This window comes from Longitalea luteola, from assembly GCF_017356035.1.
Classification (GTDB): Bacteria; Bacteroidota; Bacteroidia; order Chitinophagales; family Chitinophagaceae; genus Niastella; species Niastella luteola.
In genome coordinates this window covers 300,741-316,174 of record NZ_JAFIQX010000006.1, presented here as the reverse complement: position 1 = coordinate 316,174, position 15,434 = coordinate 300,741, and the positions used below count along the sequence as shown (strand labels likewise).

The window sequence follows — 15,434 nt, the reverse complement described above, 5'->3', positions numbered from 1 at the left end:
AATTTATTTAAAAAAATAATTAAAGCTTCTTTGGTCAAATAAAACAATAACATTGCGTCATTCAATTTTTCGCAGCGCCAATTTTATTTGGATGCTGGTCTCACGGATTTTTCACTCGTAACGCCACGGTAATTCTAGTTTCGCCTACGCCCTTTAATTTCAAATAGTAATAAAATGAGAGAACAAACTGAAACGCTTTTGCAGCACATCAAACGCAAGAAGATTGCTGATACGTGTCACCTCCACATCTTTAGTGAATGCGTTTTAAAAACGCCGACCAATGAATAGACCGGCTAACAGCCGAACGCGCTGTTAACCTTCTTCGGGACTGAGCAAAGGCAGAGCTTACCCTTCTTCGCAAATCCTTCGCAAGTTCTTCGCAAATTTGCGAAGAAGCCTAAGGGCAGTCTAAGAGAAGTCTAAAAGAAGTTGCGAAGAAAATTGACTTGTGACTTGGCTAAAATACAATTGTTTTTACCCGTAGCCCTTTCCCATATGTGCTCCATTTACTTGAACTATAGCTATCGGTTAGTTATGCTATAGCGCTGTAGTTGGACGTTTCGATAAAAGAGGTATTCCGGCGTGAGTTTGACAAAGTTGTGGAAACAAAGGCATGCTATATCGATATAGATTGCGAGCGAGATAACGGAGCGAATGCCGCCTGATCGTGATGTGGAACGCAATAGCGCACGCGGGCTTGTGCTTGAGCTTATTATAACCAGATATTTCTTTACTGGTACATAAAAAAACTGTGTCGTCTTGACACAGTTTATAGCTAATTGAGAATTTGTGTTAGATATACATTGACTTATTGTCTTTGTCCAATTAAAGTTGCCTGGATCCCACTGCTCCCTGGGTAAATATAGCCTGAACCAACAAATTTTTTTTTGCCTGTTTTCTATGAGTGTCGTCAGGATTTGTAAGATGTTGTCATTTTATCGGTATTGGAAATGATACTTTTGTGTGGGTTGCCATGCATGACCATCATGGCCATAGCCATTAACGCTATGCACCAAACACAAGAAGCTCTCCCTAAACTTCTGACTATTTTGTGAACATCCAATAGTCGAAATACATGACCGTACCTGGCTTTTCACCTTTAAATACAAAAAACACATCGTGTATTCCGGTTACCTTTTGCAAAGGCGACTGCACTACAGCCCAACGGTCGTCGCCTCCCGTTAACGGCACTTTTACAGTTGCCAGCAGCGGACCATCTTTCGCATCCAGCCGCACCTCCATAGTTACGCCTGTGTTATGCGTTGTACCTACTCTTGCCCTGAATGAGGTGGCCCCTTCCCTGGTGAGATTCACATTTTTGACCTGTGTGAATGCATTATTCTGCATAACGTTAATGAAAACACCTACTTCTTTGTTTTGCGAAGCCTGCACACCTTCAGACCAGGCAATTGTTTCTGCTTCTGTTTTCTGATATGGGTCCAATACTTGTAAAGGTTTTTCAATACCGGCGGTCATCTTCATCGGGTTTATGGCGCCATCCTTATTAAATTCCGCTTCCTGTACACATACCGAACGGTTAAAGCCACTGCCTCCAGGCAATGCGCCATTGTGATAAAAGAAGTAGGTTTTACCCTTGTAATCGGCAATGCCCGGATGGTTAGTAAAACTTTTGCCTTCATTAGGCATCAGCGTTCCTCCATACTTCCAGGGTCCTGTTGGACTTTTGCTGGTAGAATACCCGATATGTTCAGGAATAGGCCCACCCGCCCAAAGCAGGTAATACACATCCTTGCGTTTATACAACCACGGACCTTCTTCGTATAAAGTAGGCCTTCCCTTTACATTACCTTCGCGTTTGCCAAATGACCGGTCCGTCATGGGAACAGGTACCGCTTCTCCTTTTAATGAGATCATGTCTTCATTCAGTTTAGCGTAATAACAATCTGGATTTCCCCAATACAAATAAGCCTGCCCGTCGTCATCAATAAATACCGAAGGGTCTATATCTCCACCACCAACGCTTACGAGTGGTTTTCCCAGCGGGTCAATAAACGGTCCGTAAGGATTATCAGCCACTGCAACTCCAATGGCTGAACGCCTTTTCTCGCCTGATTTTACCGGGGCATACAGATAGAACTTACCGTTCCTTTCCACTACGTGAATGGCCCAGGCATCGCCTATAGCCCAGTCAAAGATCTTATAGGAAGCCACTGCTCCATGGTCGGTCCAATTGACCATATCCTGTGTTGTATAAAGTTTCCAGTTGTTCATTACGAACCACGTGGAATTATTTTCATCATGGCTGGTATACAGATACATTTTATTATTGTAAACCAGCGGCGCCGGATCAGCCGTGTAATTTGTTTGCACGATCGGATTTTGGGCGTCAACTGCACCGTTGAGTATTAAATGCCATGCTAATATTGATCCGGCTTTTTTCATCTTTGTTCTTTTACTTTGATTTTAACACAGTTAATCCGTGTATCGTGTTGATACCTTATAAAATTTATTGCCACACAGTTATTTCACCACAGGCGAAAAATATTCAGGCGTTACCCCGCGGTTGCGCATAACAAGGGTGTCCTTTGATTGGATCTGCATCATCGGATGATCAATTGTATATTCCAGGTAAACTGCATCCCGGTCCTGCGCACCCCAACTGTTCTTCTCCCCTCTTTTTACAAACTTTCCGTTGCCGGTGGCCGTGTAACCACTGCCCGCAGCCGAAATGCTGCAATCATTCGTCTTACCATCAAAGGTCAATAAAAGGTTCATCGGGATATTGCCTCCGCTGCTGTTTTGAAATACCAGCGGCAGTTCTACACTCGTCAGCGATCTTGTGGTCATTCCTTTCACCTCGTCCTGCTCAACATATTGCTTTCTCCGCGTAACAGTGCGATCTAGATTTGAATAACCAGGTTTACCCGTGATCACGTCAGCGCCCCTGCGCAGGTAGAAGCCATGCCACTGGTTCACAAACTTTACGGCATACACAATAAAGTCGCGTGGTTTCGTTGTCCAGTTGGCGTCTATACAGCGATTGGGATTGTCAACGGATGGAACACCGCGCAGGATCGAATCGGCGCCCTGCACCTGCTTCATCGTCAGGGGAATGGCGTATGTATTCACGAGCGCCAACGGATCCGCAAAAAATGCATTTGTGAGTTGAACTTCCACGCCTCCCAGAATACTGCCGGCAGGAATTGTGATCTTATCGGCTGCCAGCGAATAATGTGATGTGGGCAGGGGCACTACTTTTGCTCCGGCCGCTGAAAAATAAAGCTTATTACAAAGCGACTCATCCACTTCAAAATCTATGCGTATGTCGTTGCTATTGCCACGAGCCCCGCCCATAGTGGCTTTGATAGCTACCTTACCCTCATTGTCCAGGGAATTATCCATCGTGAGATCTTCTCCAAGCACAACCGTTCGCACCGGAAACTGGGAAGCGAAATAAACGGTTGTATAATCGAAATCAGGAAAGGAAACGTCTTTATTTTTATTACATGAGGTGAACGCAAGGATAGCGGCCACTAAACATGTAAAACCTGTATTCCTATTCATGGCAGTCAAGTTTTAGCTTTTAATAAAATTATCTCCATCCCTTATTTTGAACCAGGTTACTGTACTTCAGCACTTCCGAAAAAGGGATAGGTCCGTAATACATGTGATCTTCAAATGAACGGCTCTCCACAGTAAGAGGCCGGTAACCGTTCGTGTTAACATCCATACCCCGGGCCGCTTCATTGAGGCTGGCTTTCCAGCGGCGAAGGTCCCAGAAACGGAAACCTTCGAAGCACAACTCCAGCCGGCGTTCATTACGGATCAATTCGCGCATTTTATCTTTATCCGCCTTACACTCCTCCAGGTATGCATCGCCGTTGCCACTGCCAACCCCTGCCCGGCTGCGGATCCTTTTTATAACGTCATAAGCTGAATAAGCATGACTGCCACTGCCCAGCGGTCCCCACGCTTCATTGGCCGCTTCTGCATACGCCAGATACATTTCTGTATACCTGATGCGGGGTATATACCGGTTCTTGCCGGTTATGGAGGCGGGATTCCGGTTTACATCCATGCGCAACCGCTTTTTCATATAATAACCGGTACGGGTGGATGTTGGCCTTACATTGATCCCGTTATCCGAACCGGACTGGCTGCCGGTATAAATGACCGGATTGCCTACGCCCGCCGTACTTCCATTGTAAATGATATACCGACCAAGCCGCGGATCGCGGGCCGCATACGGATTTGCGGGATCATAATTGCCGCTGCTATGCCCAATGGGATATCCATTGGCCATAGGAAATGCATCTACCAGGTTCTGGGTTGGGTTCATATTCCCGGCGCCAAAAAGCGAAGGCGGGAAATGCTGCGCCTCCTGGTCGCTGTTATTCGTAAGTATATTTTCCCGCCAGATAATTTCACCTGGATTGTTCCCCCCGCTCAGCCCGTCAATTTCACTGTTGTTCGCATAAAAAGTTCCGCCATTGGCTGGTAAGGCATTCACCCCACCTTTGTAGTCTATCAACGCGGCTGCATAGTCGGCAGCATTGGCCCAGGTAGTTGTATTGGATGAATGTTGAAATGCCGGACTGGCCGCCAGCAATCCTACCCTTGCGCGGAACGCCTTTGCTATAAGGCCATTGAACAATTGGTTCGAATAAACCCCCATCACCCGGTTGTAGACCGCCGTTTTTTCCGTTACCGTTCGGAAGCGTTCGGGGATCTGGGTTACCGCACCCGCATCTTTATATTCTACCGGCAGGTTGGCCTCTGCGCTATCCAGGTCTTTGTTGATCTGTTTTAAACAGGCGTCGAAAGGGGCGCGGGGAACGTTGAAATCTGCATTGATCGCCTGAAGTTCTGTAATGACAGGCACACCCATTAACTGGCCGTCATCCGTAAAACCGGCATGTGCACGCAGTAAAAAATACATATAAAGCGCCCGTAACCCATAGGCCTCTCCTTTCATTCTCATTTGAAAAAGCCGGGCCGCTTCGGGATCGGCCGCCCAGTTTACCTTATCTGCATTCGCCAGGAACAGGTTGATGTATTGAAGGGCGCCGTAAGACTGGTTCCATACAGCTACCGGATTGTTGGCAGCCGTCCAGGAACCGGTAGCCATTTGCAAAAGGGCATTTGTTCGCTGGTTGGTCACGGCATCATCGGTGGCATATTCGGTATTGTCGTAATAAGCGGGAATTGACCGGTATGCATTCATAAGAAAGCCCTGCGCATAACTGGGATCGGTATACATCTGTTCTATTGTCCGCATATTTTCCTCGTCGGCGTTCAGCAACTTTTTACATCCGGTAAACAGAACGGCAGCCATTCCAATGGCTATCAAATTATTTTTCATATAGTAAACGCTTTACAATTCGTTAAAAAGAAGCTTTCACCCCCAGGTTAAAGAAACGGTATTGCGGAGCTGCTCCTATATTGGTCTCCATCATTTTACTTTCCCTGGATACAACCAGTGGGTTGTCTGCCAGTACATACAGGCTTGCACCATGAATAACGGAGCGCTTAAAAAGATCCTTATTAAGATCATAGGTGAGCTGTACCCTGTTTACATTAAAACGGTTGTTTTTGAAGATCCAGAATGTGGAGTTTTGATAATTATTATTGCCCGCTCCGCTGGTAAGGCGTGGATAGGTAGCCGTAGTTTTTGTAGCTTCCGTCCAGCGCCCCCAGACCTCGTCTGAAAATTTGCCCGTGCCGCGCACCCAGAAATAGGCATTGTTCTTAAAGTCTATAGCCCCTGTTTGTCCATTCGCCAAAGCGAACAGGGTAAAATTCCTGTACTTCAGGGTGAGGTTGAGGCCATAGGTAAATGGATTGGCGCCCCAGCCATAACTGCCCAGATCGATCCGGTCGCGGTAATCTATGATCCCATCATTATTGATATCTCTATATTTGATGTCACCCGGTTTCACTTCACCGAATGTTTGAAAAGCATGTTTATCAATATCTGCCTGGCTTTCGAAAAAGCCTTCGCTGATGTAACCCCAGGCAACATCCAGGCGCCTGCCGGCCGAATACATATATTCCTCCGGCTGAAGCTCATCCCTGGTAACCGCTTTGGCGGAAAAGAACATACCTGTAACACCTAATGAATAGTGTACCTGGCCTAGCTTACTGTTCAGGGTGACCGAAAAGTCAATGCCCGTACGTTTGTCCCTGTTAAAATTCAACCAGGGACGAAAATCGCCCGACCCGGTAAACCAGGAAGGGAAAACAGTGTTACCCCTGGAGAGCAGTCCTTTGGTATTCTGGATAAAATAATTTGCGTCGAGGCTGATCAGTTTATTCCACAGGTAAGCTTCCAGCCCAACCCGGAATTCATCACGGCTAACGAAGCTGAGATCAGGATTGCCTCCTCTTCCCGACAGCGTCGTAAATCCGCCGGCAACGCCGTCCCGCCACGGATACCATCCGCCCAGGGCGCCGCTATTGCCAAAATAGCTTTGATACAAATAGTAGTCGGTCGGCATGCCATCGGGCCGCACACCGGTAATGTCGAGGTCCTGTTTAACCGATGCATAAGAGGCTGTTATTTTCAGGTTGTTCACAAAACCAATATGGTCTTTGAAAAAATCTTCATCACTGATCCGCCAGCCCAATGTAATAGCCGGCGAAAAGGCGCTCCGTTTTCCGGGAGGCAGTTTGGCCGAATGCACAAGTGCGCTGGAAAAATCAAGGTAATACTTATGTAGATAATTGTAGCCCGCGCGGAAACCCAGGTTTGTGTTCCTTACAGGATGATAATCGCTTCCGCCTTCATTGTCGGGGTCGCTGGAGAATTGGGTAAGATACGCCCAACCCAGCAACGATGCGCTTACTTGGTGTTTTTGGGCAAAGCTGCGGTCATAGTTGAACTGCGACCTGAAAGACATGGTTTGGGTATAAGTCGTTCTCCCGATGCTTTCGCTGATGGTATTGAGATCGTTGTTGAATTTTTGAAGGTGGGTGATCACATCCTGTCCGTTCACCTGCGACCATGTGGGCCTGTAAACCGCATAGGCCACCTGGTAAGCCTCGGAGTAGATGGAGGTGTAGTCCATACTGTAACCTGCTTTGAACGACAATCCTTTTAACAGGGCGCCCATATCAGCATTGGCCCCCACATTGAACATAAAGGTGCGGTACCTCGTCTTGATATAACCAGCGGCCAGCATATCCGACAGGGCGTTGGTAAGATGGGTAGCCTGTCCCCCAAGCAGGTATTTCCCGTCGATCAGGTGGTTGCTGTTTTGCACGATGGTCTGCAGCGCGGCGTTGTTTGGATCCAGCATGTCTACGGGAATAAGCGGCCAATAGCGGTTGAAGTTCGGCGTTACCGTAGCAGCTGCCCCCCAAAAGTCGCCTCTTCCTGCATAATTATCTGAAATATTGGCCACCACATCGGTAGCCGCAGTAAGCCAGCTATTGAGATCCATATCCACATTTCCCCTGACGTTGAACCCGAAATCATTGTTCTTTTTCTGCTCGCCATACTTCATGATGCTGTTATTGTAGTTCATGCCGATATTGGTATAATAACGGGTACGCTCATTGCCGCCGGAGATCTCTGTGGTGATGTCGGACCGGGAATAAGCCTTTCTCAGATAACGGGCGTTGAAAAAATCAACATCAGGATACCTGTAGGGGTTGGTGCCAGCCCTTGTATTATCAATCTCTTCCTGGCTATAGCCTGCGCCGGCGGTGGAAATGCCATCGTTGGTCAATGCCTCATTATACAGGGTCATATAGTCAGCGGCATTGAGATACCCGGGATATCGCTTGGGGACAAAGATCCCTGTATTGGCCCGCACGTCAATGCTCAGGGGCTTCATGCTTCCTCTTTTCGTGGTGATGAGCACAACGCCTTTGGAGGCATTGCTTCCGTACAGCACTACCGCGCTGGCGCCTTTCAATACAGTGATAGACGCCACTTCCACCAGACGCACCGCGGATGCGGGGCGCGGGATCCCATCTACGAGGATCAACGGCGCCTGCCCCCAGATACTTCCCGTATAACCGCTTACTAAACTCTGCAGGTTGTCGAGGCTGGATACCCCATAGCTCTTTTTCAACAACCCGGAAACGTTGACGGTAGACACAGCGCCCAGCAGGTCATCCTTTGCTACCGTTCCGAAAGCTACCTGTACAAGACTGTCTGTTTTTTCCTGTGCCCGGATACCAACTGCCGGCAACAGGGCAAATGCGAATAGAATACAGGACGTCTTTATATTTATGCTATTCATTTTTTGTCAAGTTTTTGTTTACCAACCAGGGTTCTGTGGAAAATCGGGATACATGCTGGCGTCACTTACCAGGAACGGGAACCAGTAGTGGCGCTCACCCAACTGGCGTTCGAACAATACCGTTTCGCGGAAGTTCAGCACCCGTGCATTCCTTGGGTTTGCATAAACCTGCCCGTTTGGCATACCACGGTCAAATTCGATCCCCTTTTTTTGCGTATAAGGCCGTTTGGTGAGCAGTAACCAGCGACGCAGGTCAACAAACCGATGACCTTCGAAGGCCAGTTCCACGGCTCGTTCGCGCCTGTATTCTTCCCTGAAAGCTTCCTGCGACACCAGGAACTTTGCAGCTACGGCGCCTACGTTCAAACCGGGTCTGCTTCTAATAAAATTAACTGCATCCACGGCTGTTTTACTATAACCCGGCGCTTTTCCAACAGGGGAATTGTAGCCTTCAGAAGCAGCCTCGGCATACAATAGGTACACATCTGCCAAACGCATCAGGCTCAGGGCTACTGCATTGTTTTCCCTGAATCCATCATAGTCGTTCACCAGCCTGGGAAAAAATTTAGTGAACATATAGCCGGTAAAAACCCGCTTGGCGGGGTTATCCGTTCTATACAATCCACCGGTATACAGACTGGCATACTGACGGAATTCATTGTTCCCGACGAAGCCGGGATTGTTCACACATTTTTCGCCATCGATCACGATATCGTGATAAAAGCGCGGATCCCGGTCTCTCCACGGATACGCAGGATCATAACCCGATTCTGCATCTGCGGCCTCTGGATTCGGAATGGGTAAGCCGTTGGCCATGCCATAGAGGTCTACGTAATTAGCGGTGGGATACACTTTGATGCCGGAAGGATTGATGGTCATCGGGCGATAGTCGTTCACCTGGTTCCAGCGAAAACGGCCTGCTACATCCGACAGGTTTTCCAGCAGGATGGCTTCCTTAAGTCCCGGTACAGCGCCGCCCTGGTTATGCGTATAGAAGAGTTTCGAATAGTCGGCAAAGTTAGCCAATACATACCTGCCTGTAGATTCGGTAAGCTGTAATGCCTGCCCCAGCACATCGGCGGCTTTTTTGCAGTAATCGGCATTATACGAAGGGCTGCCGGTTGATTCCCTGTTCATTAAGGGACTGCCGGCCAACAGCAGGTTCTTGCCCAGGAAAGCCAGTGCCATGATCTTGTTGGCCCTGTAGTTGTTGTTCCCAAATGTAGCCTGTCCGGCGGTAAGCTGGTCCCAGTCAACAGGAAGCAGATCGGCTGCTTTCTGCAGGTCGAGCGCCACTTTATCGGCCGTTGCCTGGTAATTCAGGCGTGGGAGCTTGGGAGTTACATCTGCGGGCAAAGCCGTATCTATGTAGGGAAGTCCACCCCAGTACTGCATCAGCATAAAATGGAACCAGCCGCGAAAAAAGTACAACTGGCCGGCGATCAGATCCTTTTCCTCCTGTGAAGCTTCGGTCAGTTTGTCAAGATTGGCAATGCCGATGTTTGCCTTACGGATGCCATACCACGACAGGCCCCAGAGATTCCCTTTTACGCCACGGTCATTCGGGTTGGTTGGCGCCGGGTTTCCACCGGTTTTGAACCACGAACCGAAGATCGCCGTATTCCAGCCCCAATAATCTCCCTGGTCTATATTATAAGCCATCAACCGGGTTTCCGTTGGTTCCCACATTTCCTCTTCCCCAAAATTCCAGTTATTGTGCGAGCCGATGCCGGTTATCAATGGGATACATCCGTATAATTCTTCTGTAAAACCCTGAAAGTTGCGGAAGTTCTTGAATGCCTCGGTTTCATCAATATCGGCCAGTGGAGACTTGTCCAGGTATTTAGTGCAGGAACTTACCCCAACGATCATGGCCAGCACGATCGTCAAAGGCAATAGTATTTTTATTGAATGCTTTTTCATACAGTTCAATTATAAGGTTAGGTCTATACCGAAATTGTAACGTCTTACAGTGGGATAGGCGCCGCCACTGGCGCTGGCTGCAAAGTTCGATTCCCTGTCGTCGGGCATCTTCGTCCACAGGAACAGGTTATTCCCATTGATATAGATCCTGCAGGTTCGCATCCCCAGCCGTTTTATCATATTTTGCGGCAGGGAGTAGCCTATTTCTGCATTTTTCAAGCGCAGATAGGATCCGTCAAACAGGTAGCGGGTTCCTTCGCCGCCAAAGCCGTTCAGCGTGGCCACCCGTGGAAGGGGAAGATCGCCGCCGGTTTCTTTCGTCCAGTAACTACCCTCTACATAAGCCACGTTCGAACCGGAATACGTGTTGAACGTAGGGAAGTCAACGAAACGGGTTACATTGTTCACACCATAGAACTGCACGAACAAACTCAGCCCTTTCCATTCTACGCCCACACTGGCATTGTAGGAATTCTGCGGCGAACCGCTGAATCCATAAGGGACCTGGTCGTTCTGATCGATGATACCGTCGCCATTGAAATCTATAATATTGTAGTCGCCGGGCAATTTGTTCTGGTTATTGGTGGTACGCTGGGTGCTTCCGTAGATATCATCCCAACTGCCGAGAAACCCTTCATTCAGGTAGGCGCGTGACTGGCCCAGGTAATGTCCCTGCTGCTTGCGGTATGCCGGCAGCAATTCCGGATCGTCGCGGAAGACCACTTTATTTTCTGCATGGGTCATACTCACATTGGCCCATAACCGAATACCGTAATTGAACACATGATTCAACCTGAGCTCAAATTCGTAGCCCTCGCCCGAAACCTTACCAAGGTTGGCCATAGGCGCCGTTGTGCCGAAATAGGTAGGAACAGCGCGTTCGTTGCCCGGAATGATAACACCGGTCCTGAGATCCCTGAACACATCCACACTACCGGCAATTACTCCGTTCAGGAAACTGTAGTCAATTCCCAGGTTGCGCTTTTCAACGGTTTCCCAGGAAATGTTCGGATTACCCAGGGCAGATTGCCGGTAAAAAGTATACGGCGTATTGGCCGTTACGGGGTTTCCCATCACGACATTTCCGCCAAAGACCCATTGATCGCGGTACAACCAGCGCCCATTCACATTGTCGCTGCCTACTTTTCCCCAGGAAGCACGGAGTTTCAACTGGTCAAGGAAATCCACCTTTTTCATAAAATTTTCGTTCGAGATCATCCATCCTGCAGAAAAAGAGGGAAAGAAGGCAAAACGGAAATCGGGGCCAAACTTCTCAGAACCGTTGTAGGCGCCATTCGACTCTATAAAGTATTTTGACGCGTAGTTATAAGTGGCCCGAAAGACCCAATCTTCCCGGTAATTGGGAAACTCACTGCCGGTGGCGATCTTCTCCCGTTGAAATAAACCCAGCGCCATTACATCATGCTTACCAAACCGGCGGTTATAATTCAATTGAAGCATGTAGTTCTGCCGGCGATAGGTGGCTGCCCTGTCCACAACGCCGGCCTGGGTTGTCCAGCGAACCATATCTGAGTAATCCAGCTGGGTGCCGGTATTGATCTGCGTTTCAAGCACCACCAGGCCGGTTTCCGGATCGATCCATTTCCGCTGCGGGCCATTATACAGATCGTTGATACCCCGCTGTGTTTCCCGGAAGGTATTGTCGAGCGAATAACTGCCTCTGAAGCTTAGTCCTTTCGTGATCACATCCAGCTGTTGCTGAAGAATAAAATCAGTAGTAAGCTGGGTATTGGTCCTTTTCTCTAACCCGGAAACAGCCAGATTATACATGGAGTTGGGCACATCGGCATTCCGGGGTGAATAAAATCCCCACGTGCCGTCTGAATAGACCGGCCGCATGGCATCAGGCGCCGACCTGTAGGCCGAGATCCAATAACCCTGATCACCATCGGCGGCATTCCAGGGAAGTTGTCTTACGCCGTTTGACCCAAACAGTTTGGTTGAAAGTTTCGTAGTTCTCGTGAGGTTGAAGTCGAGATTACTGCGCACATTGACCCGGGTATAGCCGTAGCCCGATTTGTATCCCCTGTTGTTCTCAAAGGTCTTGAACAGATCCCCTTCATGCGTGTAATCGATGCCGGCAAAATAAGTAACGTATTTTGAACCGCCGGATACGTTGGCGCTGGTATTATAAGACATGGCGCTTTTTCTGAACAATTCCTTTTCCCAATCTACGTTAGGGTACCTGTCCCACTCTGCTTCGTTGGCAGGATAACGGTACTTATTAATGATGTCCTGTGGTTTGATAGCGCTCCATCCGCCGGGAGCGATCATCAGTTCTCTTTCAATCACCCTGTTCTTAAGGGATAAGGCGTCATAAGCGTCATATTTCTCCGGCAGTTTAGACGCCATTTTCATAGTCGCGTTGGAGCGGATCTGGATGCTGGCCTTTCCGTCAGTACCGCGTTTGGTGGTGATCAGGATTACCCCGTTGGCGCCCCTTACCCCATAAACAGCGGTGGCCGAAGCATCTTTCAAAACGGAAATGCTTTCAACGGACGAAATATCAACAGCGCTCATAGAGCGTTCAATTCCGTCTACAAGGATGAGCGGCGAACTGTTATTCCAGGTGGTTTGCGCACGAATAATTATCAACGGGTCTTCAGCACCAGGCATACCGCTGCTGGAAGAAGTGATGAGGCCTGGAAGATTACCGGTAAGGGCCATGCCCAGGTTTGAAACACCTCCTGTGCGTTCCAGTGTTTTTCCGGAGGTTTGGGCAATAGAGCCTACCACACTGGCTTTTTTCTGCTGCCCATAACCAATGACAATTACGTCGTCAAGCCCTGATGCGGCATCGTTCAAGGTTACCACAAAGTGGTCGCGGTTCCCAACACTAATTTCCTGGGTGGCTTTTCCCACATGGCTAAACACCAATACCTGGTTCCCGGCCGGAACCGATAAAGAGAAGCTGCCGTCGTGGCTGGTCTTTGTGGTAAGGCCAGTACGCTGAACCCTGACGGTTACATCCGCCAGCGGCGCTTTTTTGGCATCCTGCACAACCCCACGAATAACACGCGTATTCTGCGCCAGCGCCGGACTGTGCAAAGAAACAGCTGAAACAACCAGCATGACAACACATAGCCGTTTCAGCATCATTATACTGAGTATCATGATGAGCTTTTTAGATTCTGAATATTATTTCCGGAAAAGAAGGGACAGGTCTCAATGAACCCGATGGTTATTGAGACAGGTTGTATCGCCTACCCAGGGATGTTTTATGAGATGGGGAAATGTGAGGACTGTTTTCCGGCCTGATAAAAGTAGTTAATACACTAATTGGCATACGGCAGGAGCATGCCGTATATAAGCTTTGTCTGGGGCTCATATTGCAATCGTTTTGGTTTATGATAAATGGCGTTATCGAAAAAACGTATATGACAATCAATTTTGTTTTGGCAACCAGTTCAAATCTATCGTTTCTGATCAAAGTACTATGGCTGGAATCTCCAAATAAAGGGTAGAAATGTTGAAAGGTCAGGGAACAATAATGTCATTGGCAGCAGTGGCATACAGGCCAATTAATGCACCTGTGAAACCGCCTGCCACGTCGGTGGACAAAATATCTCCTGAAACCGTACCGCCCACATTTTTAAAGCTTTGTCCGTCTTCAGAAAAGCTGAAGCTATATACATCGCCCTGTGCTGCCACCTTTAATTGTATGGCGTTTCGCAGATCTATCTTTTCGCTGGCGACCAGGGTTGAATGTCCGTTTTGGGTTCTTTCAAGTACTATATAAAAATCCCTGCCTTTTTTAGAAACGCCAAAAACGTAATTGAAGGTCTCTTTCTGATAGCAGACGATCCCGGCCAGTTCATTTTCCGCCTGCGGTATGTACTTCAACTTTACAGTGGCCTCGAAACTGGCATGCTGTTGCCTGTAGAACAGCGTCGACGTGGGCGCTGCTGCTTTTATGGTGAGTGGGTATGGATTGATCCTGAGGCCTTCTTTGGATGTGCTGGCAAAATTTTCACGGGCCCCTCGCACGCCTACCCATCTGAGATCGAGCTTCGATGCGGTAAAATCATCCGTAAAGGAGAAATTTCCATTGGGCAGAAAACCGTTTTGACCGGTCTTGTTGGTAACACCTGCGGGCATTTTCGTCAGGGGCTTCAGCGGGATCAACCCGTTCTCAAAAATGGGGAATTCGCCGCTCCAGTCAACCGGTAAGATAAAGGTCTCGCGGCCGGTGTTTACCCGGTTCTTTTCATTGGGCCTAACAGCCAGGAACACCCCATAATATTTGCCGCCGGGGCCTTCAACCAGGTCGGCATGGCCTGCCCAATCGACCTTATTGCCCCTGTCTTTCGAAAAATAGCGCTGGGTGAGGATGGGATTATTATTAAAAGGGATATAAGGGCCTTTGGGATCATCACTTACAAAAATAACTTCACTATGCCAGCCACCGGTACCGCCTTCAGCGCACATGAGATAATAGCGCCCGTTCTTCTTGTAAATGTGCGGGCCTTCGATCCAAATCGGTTTTTCTGCAATGTTGACCCCGCCGTCCACAATGATCTTGTCGGTACCAGCTACCACTTCATCTTTCGCCAGGTCGTACTCCCATATTTTAATTACCCGGTGACCATTGTAAAGGGCCTTTCCTTTCGGCGGCGCGTCATTATGCACCAGGTATGCCTTTCCGTTGTCATCGAAAAAGAGGGATGGATCTATACCGTCAAATTTTAATTGTATCGGATCGCTCCAGCCTTTCAGCGGATCCTGCGTTTTCACCACCATGTTACCAATGCCTGCGGCTATCTGGGTGGTGACCATGTAGAAGGTATTGTTGTGTGGATTGTATTTGATGTCAGGCGCATAAACACCGGCGGAGATGCCGGCTTTCTCTACCTTCAATTGTGAAGGCCTGTCCAGCACGTGCCCGATCTGTTTCCAGTTAACAAGATCATTGGAATGAAAGATAGGAACACCCGGCACCATGGCAAAGGAAGAGTTTACCAGGTAATAATCATTCCCTTTACGGGTAATGCTGGGGTCAGGATAACAACCTTGCAGGATGGGACTGTAAAATTCGCCGTTCTGCAAAGGATGATCTTTATAGATCTGATCGTTACCCTGGTACCTGAATTCGGTGAATAGCGGCTGGCTTTTTACATCCTTCATCTTTTGCGAGTAAACTGGCCTTCCCGTTAACATGGCCATCAGGATCAAATACATCAAAGGCATAATTCCTGCGATCGTTTTACTGATAAGTTGCTTCATTTATTATCCTTATTTAAACTTTGTTGTGATATTGGTGGTTGCATTAGCAGTGCCTGC

At 48.4% G+C, this 15,434-nt stretch carries 7 protein-coding genes; all 7 read right to left on the bottom strand.

Annotated elements, in window-relative coordinates; genetic code table 11:
• Positions 1-1,044: 1,044 nt before the first annotated feature.
• The gene (locus JUB15_RS17120; RefSeq protein ID WP_207513717.1) at positions 1,045-2,403 is read right to left on the bottom strand and encodes a glycoside hydrolase family 43 protein; all 1,359 of its coding nucleotides are present in this window, start codon (positions 2,401-2,403) and stop codon (positions 1,045-1,047) included.
• 78 nt (positions 2,404-2,481) lie between these two features.
• On the bottom strand, positions 2,482-3,525 hold the full coding sequence (locus tag JUB15_RS17115; RefSeq protein WP_207513716.1) for a DUF5627 domain-containing protein: 1,044 nt from the start codon (positions 3,523-3,525) through the stop codon (positions 2,482-2,484).
• 28 nt (positions 3,526-3,553) lie between these two features.
• A complete protein-coding gene (locus JUB15_RS17110; protein WP_207513715.1) occupies positions 3,554-5,323 on the bottom strand; it encodes a RagB/SusD family nutrient uptake outer membrane protein in 1,770 nt (589 codons plus the stop codon).
• Positions 5,324-5,345: 22 nt separating this feature from the next.
• Positions 5,346-8,210, bottom strand: a complete 2,865-nt coding sequence (locus tag JUB15_RS17105; protein ID WP_207513714.1) for a SusC/RagA family TonB-linked outer membrane protein — start codon at positions 8,208-8,210, stop codon at positions 5,346-5,348.
• A gap of 18 nt (positions 8,211-8,228) precedes the next feature.
• The gene (locus JUB15_RS17100) at positions 8,229-10,133 is read right to left on the bottom strand and encodes a RagB/SusD family nutrient uptake outer membrane protein (protein WP_207513713.1); all 1,905 of its coding nucleotides are present in this window, start codon (positions 10,131-10,133) and stop codon (positions 8,229-8,231) included.
• Between the two features lie 9 nt (positions 10,134-10,142).
• Entirely contained in the window at positions 10,143-13,268 is a 3,126-nt protein-coding gene (locus JUB15_RS17095) for a SusC/RagA family TonB-linked outer membrane protein (protein ID WP_207513712.1), read from the bottom strand.
• Positions 13,269-13,631: 363 nt separating this feature from the next.
• Positions 13,632-15,377 (bottom strand): glycoside hydrolase family 43 protein, encoded by a 1,746-nt coding sequence (locus tag JUB15_RS17090; protein WP_207513711.1) that lies wholly within the window; start codon positions 15,375-15,377, stop codon positions 13,632-13,634.
• Positions 15,378-15,434: the final 57 nt, after the last annotated feature.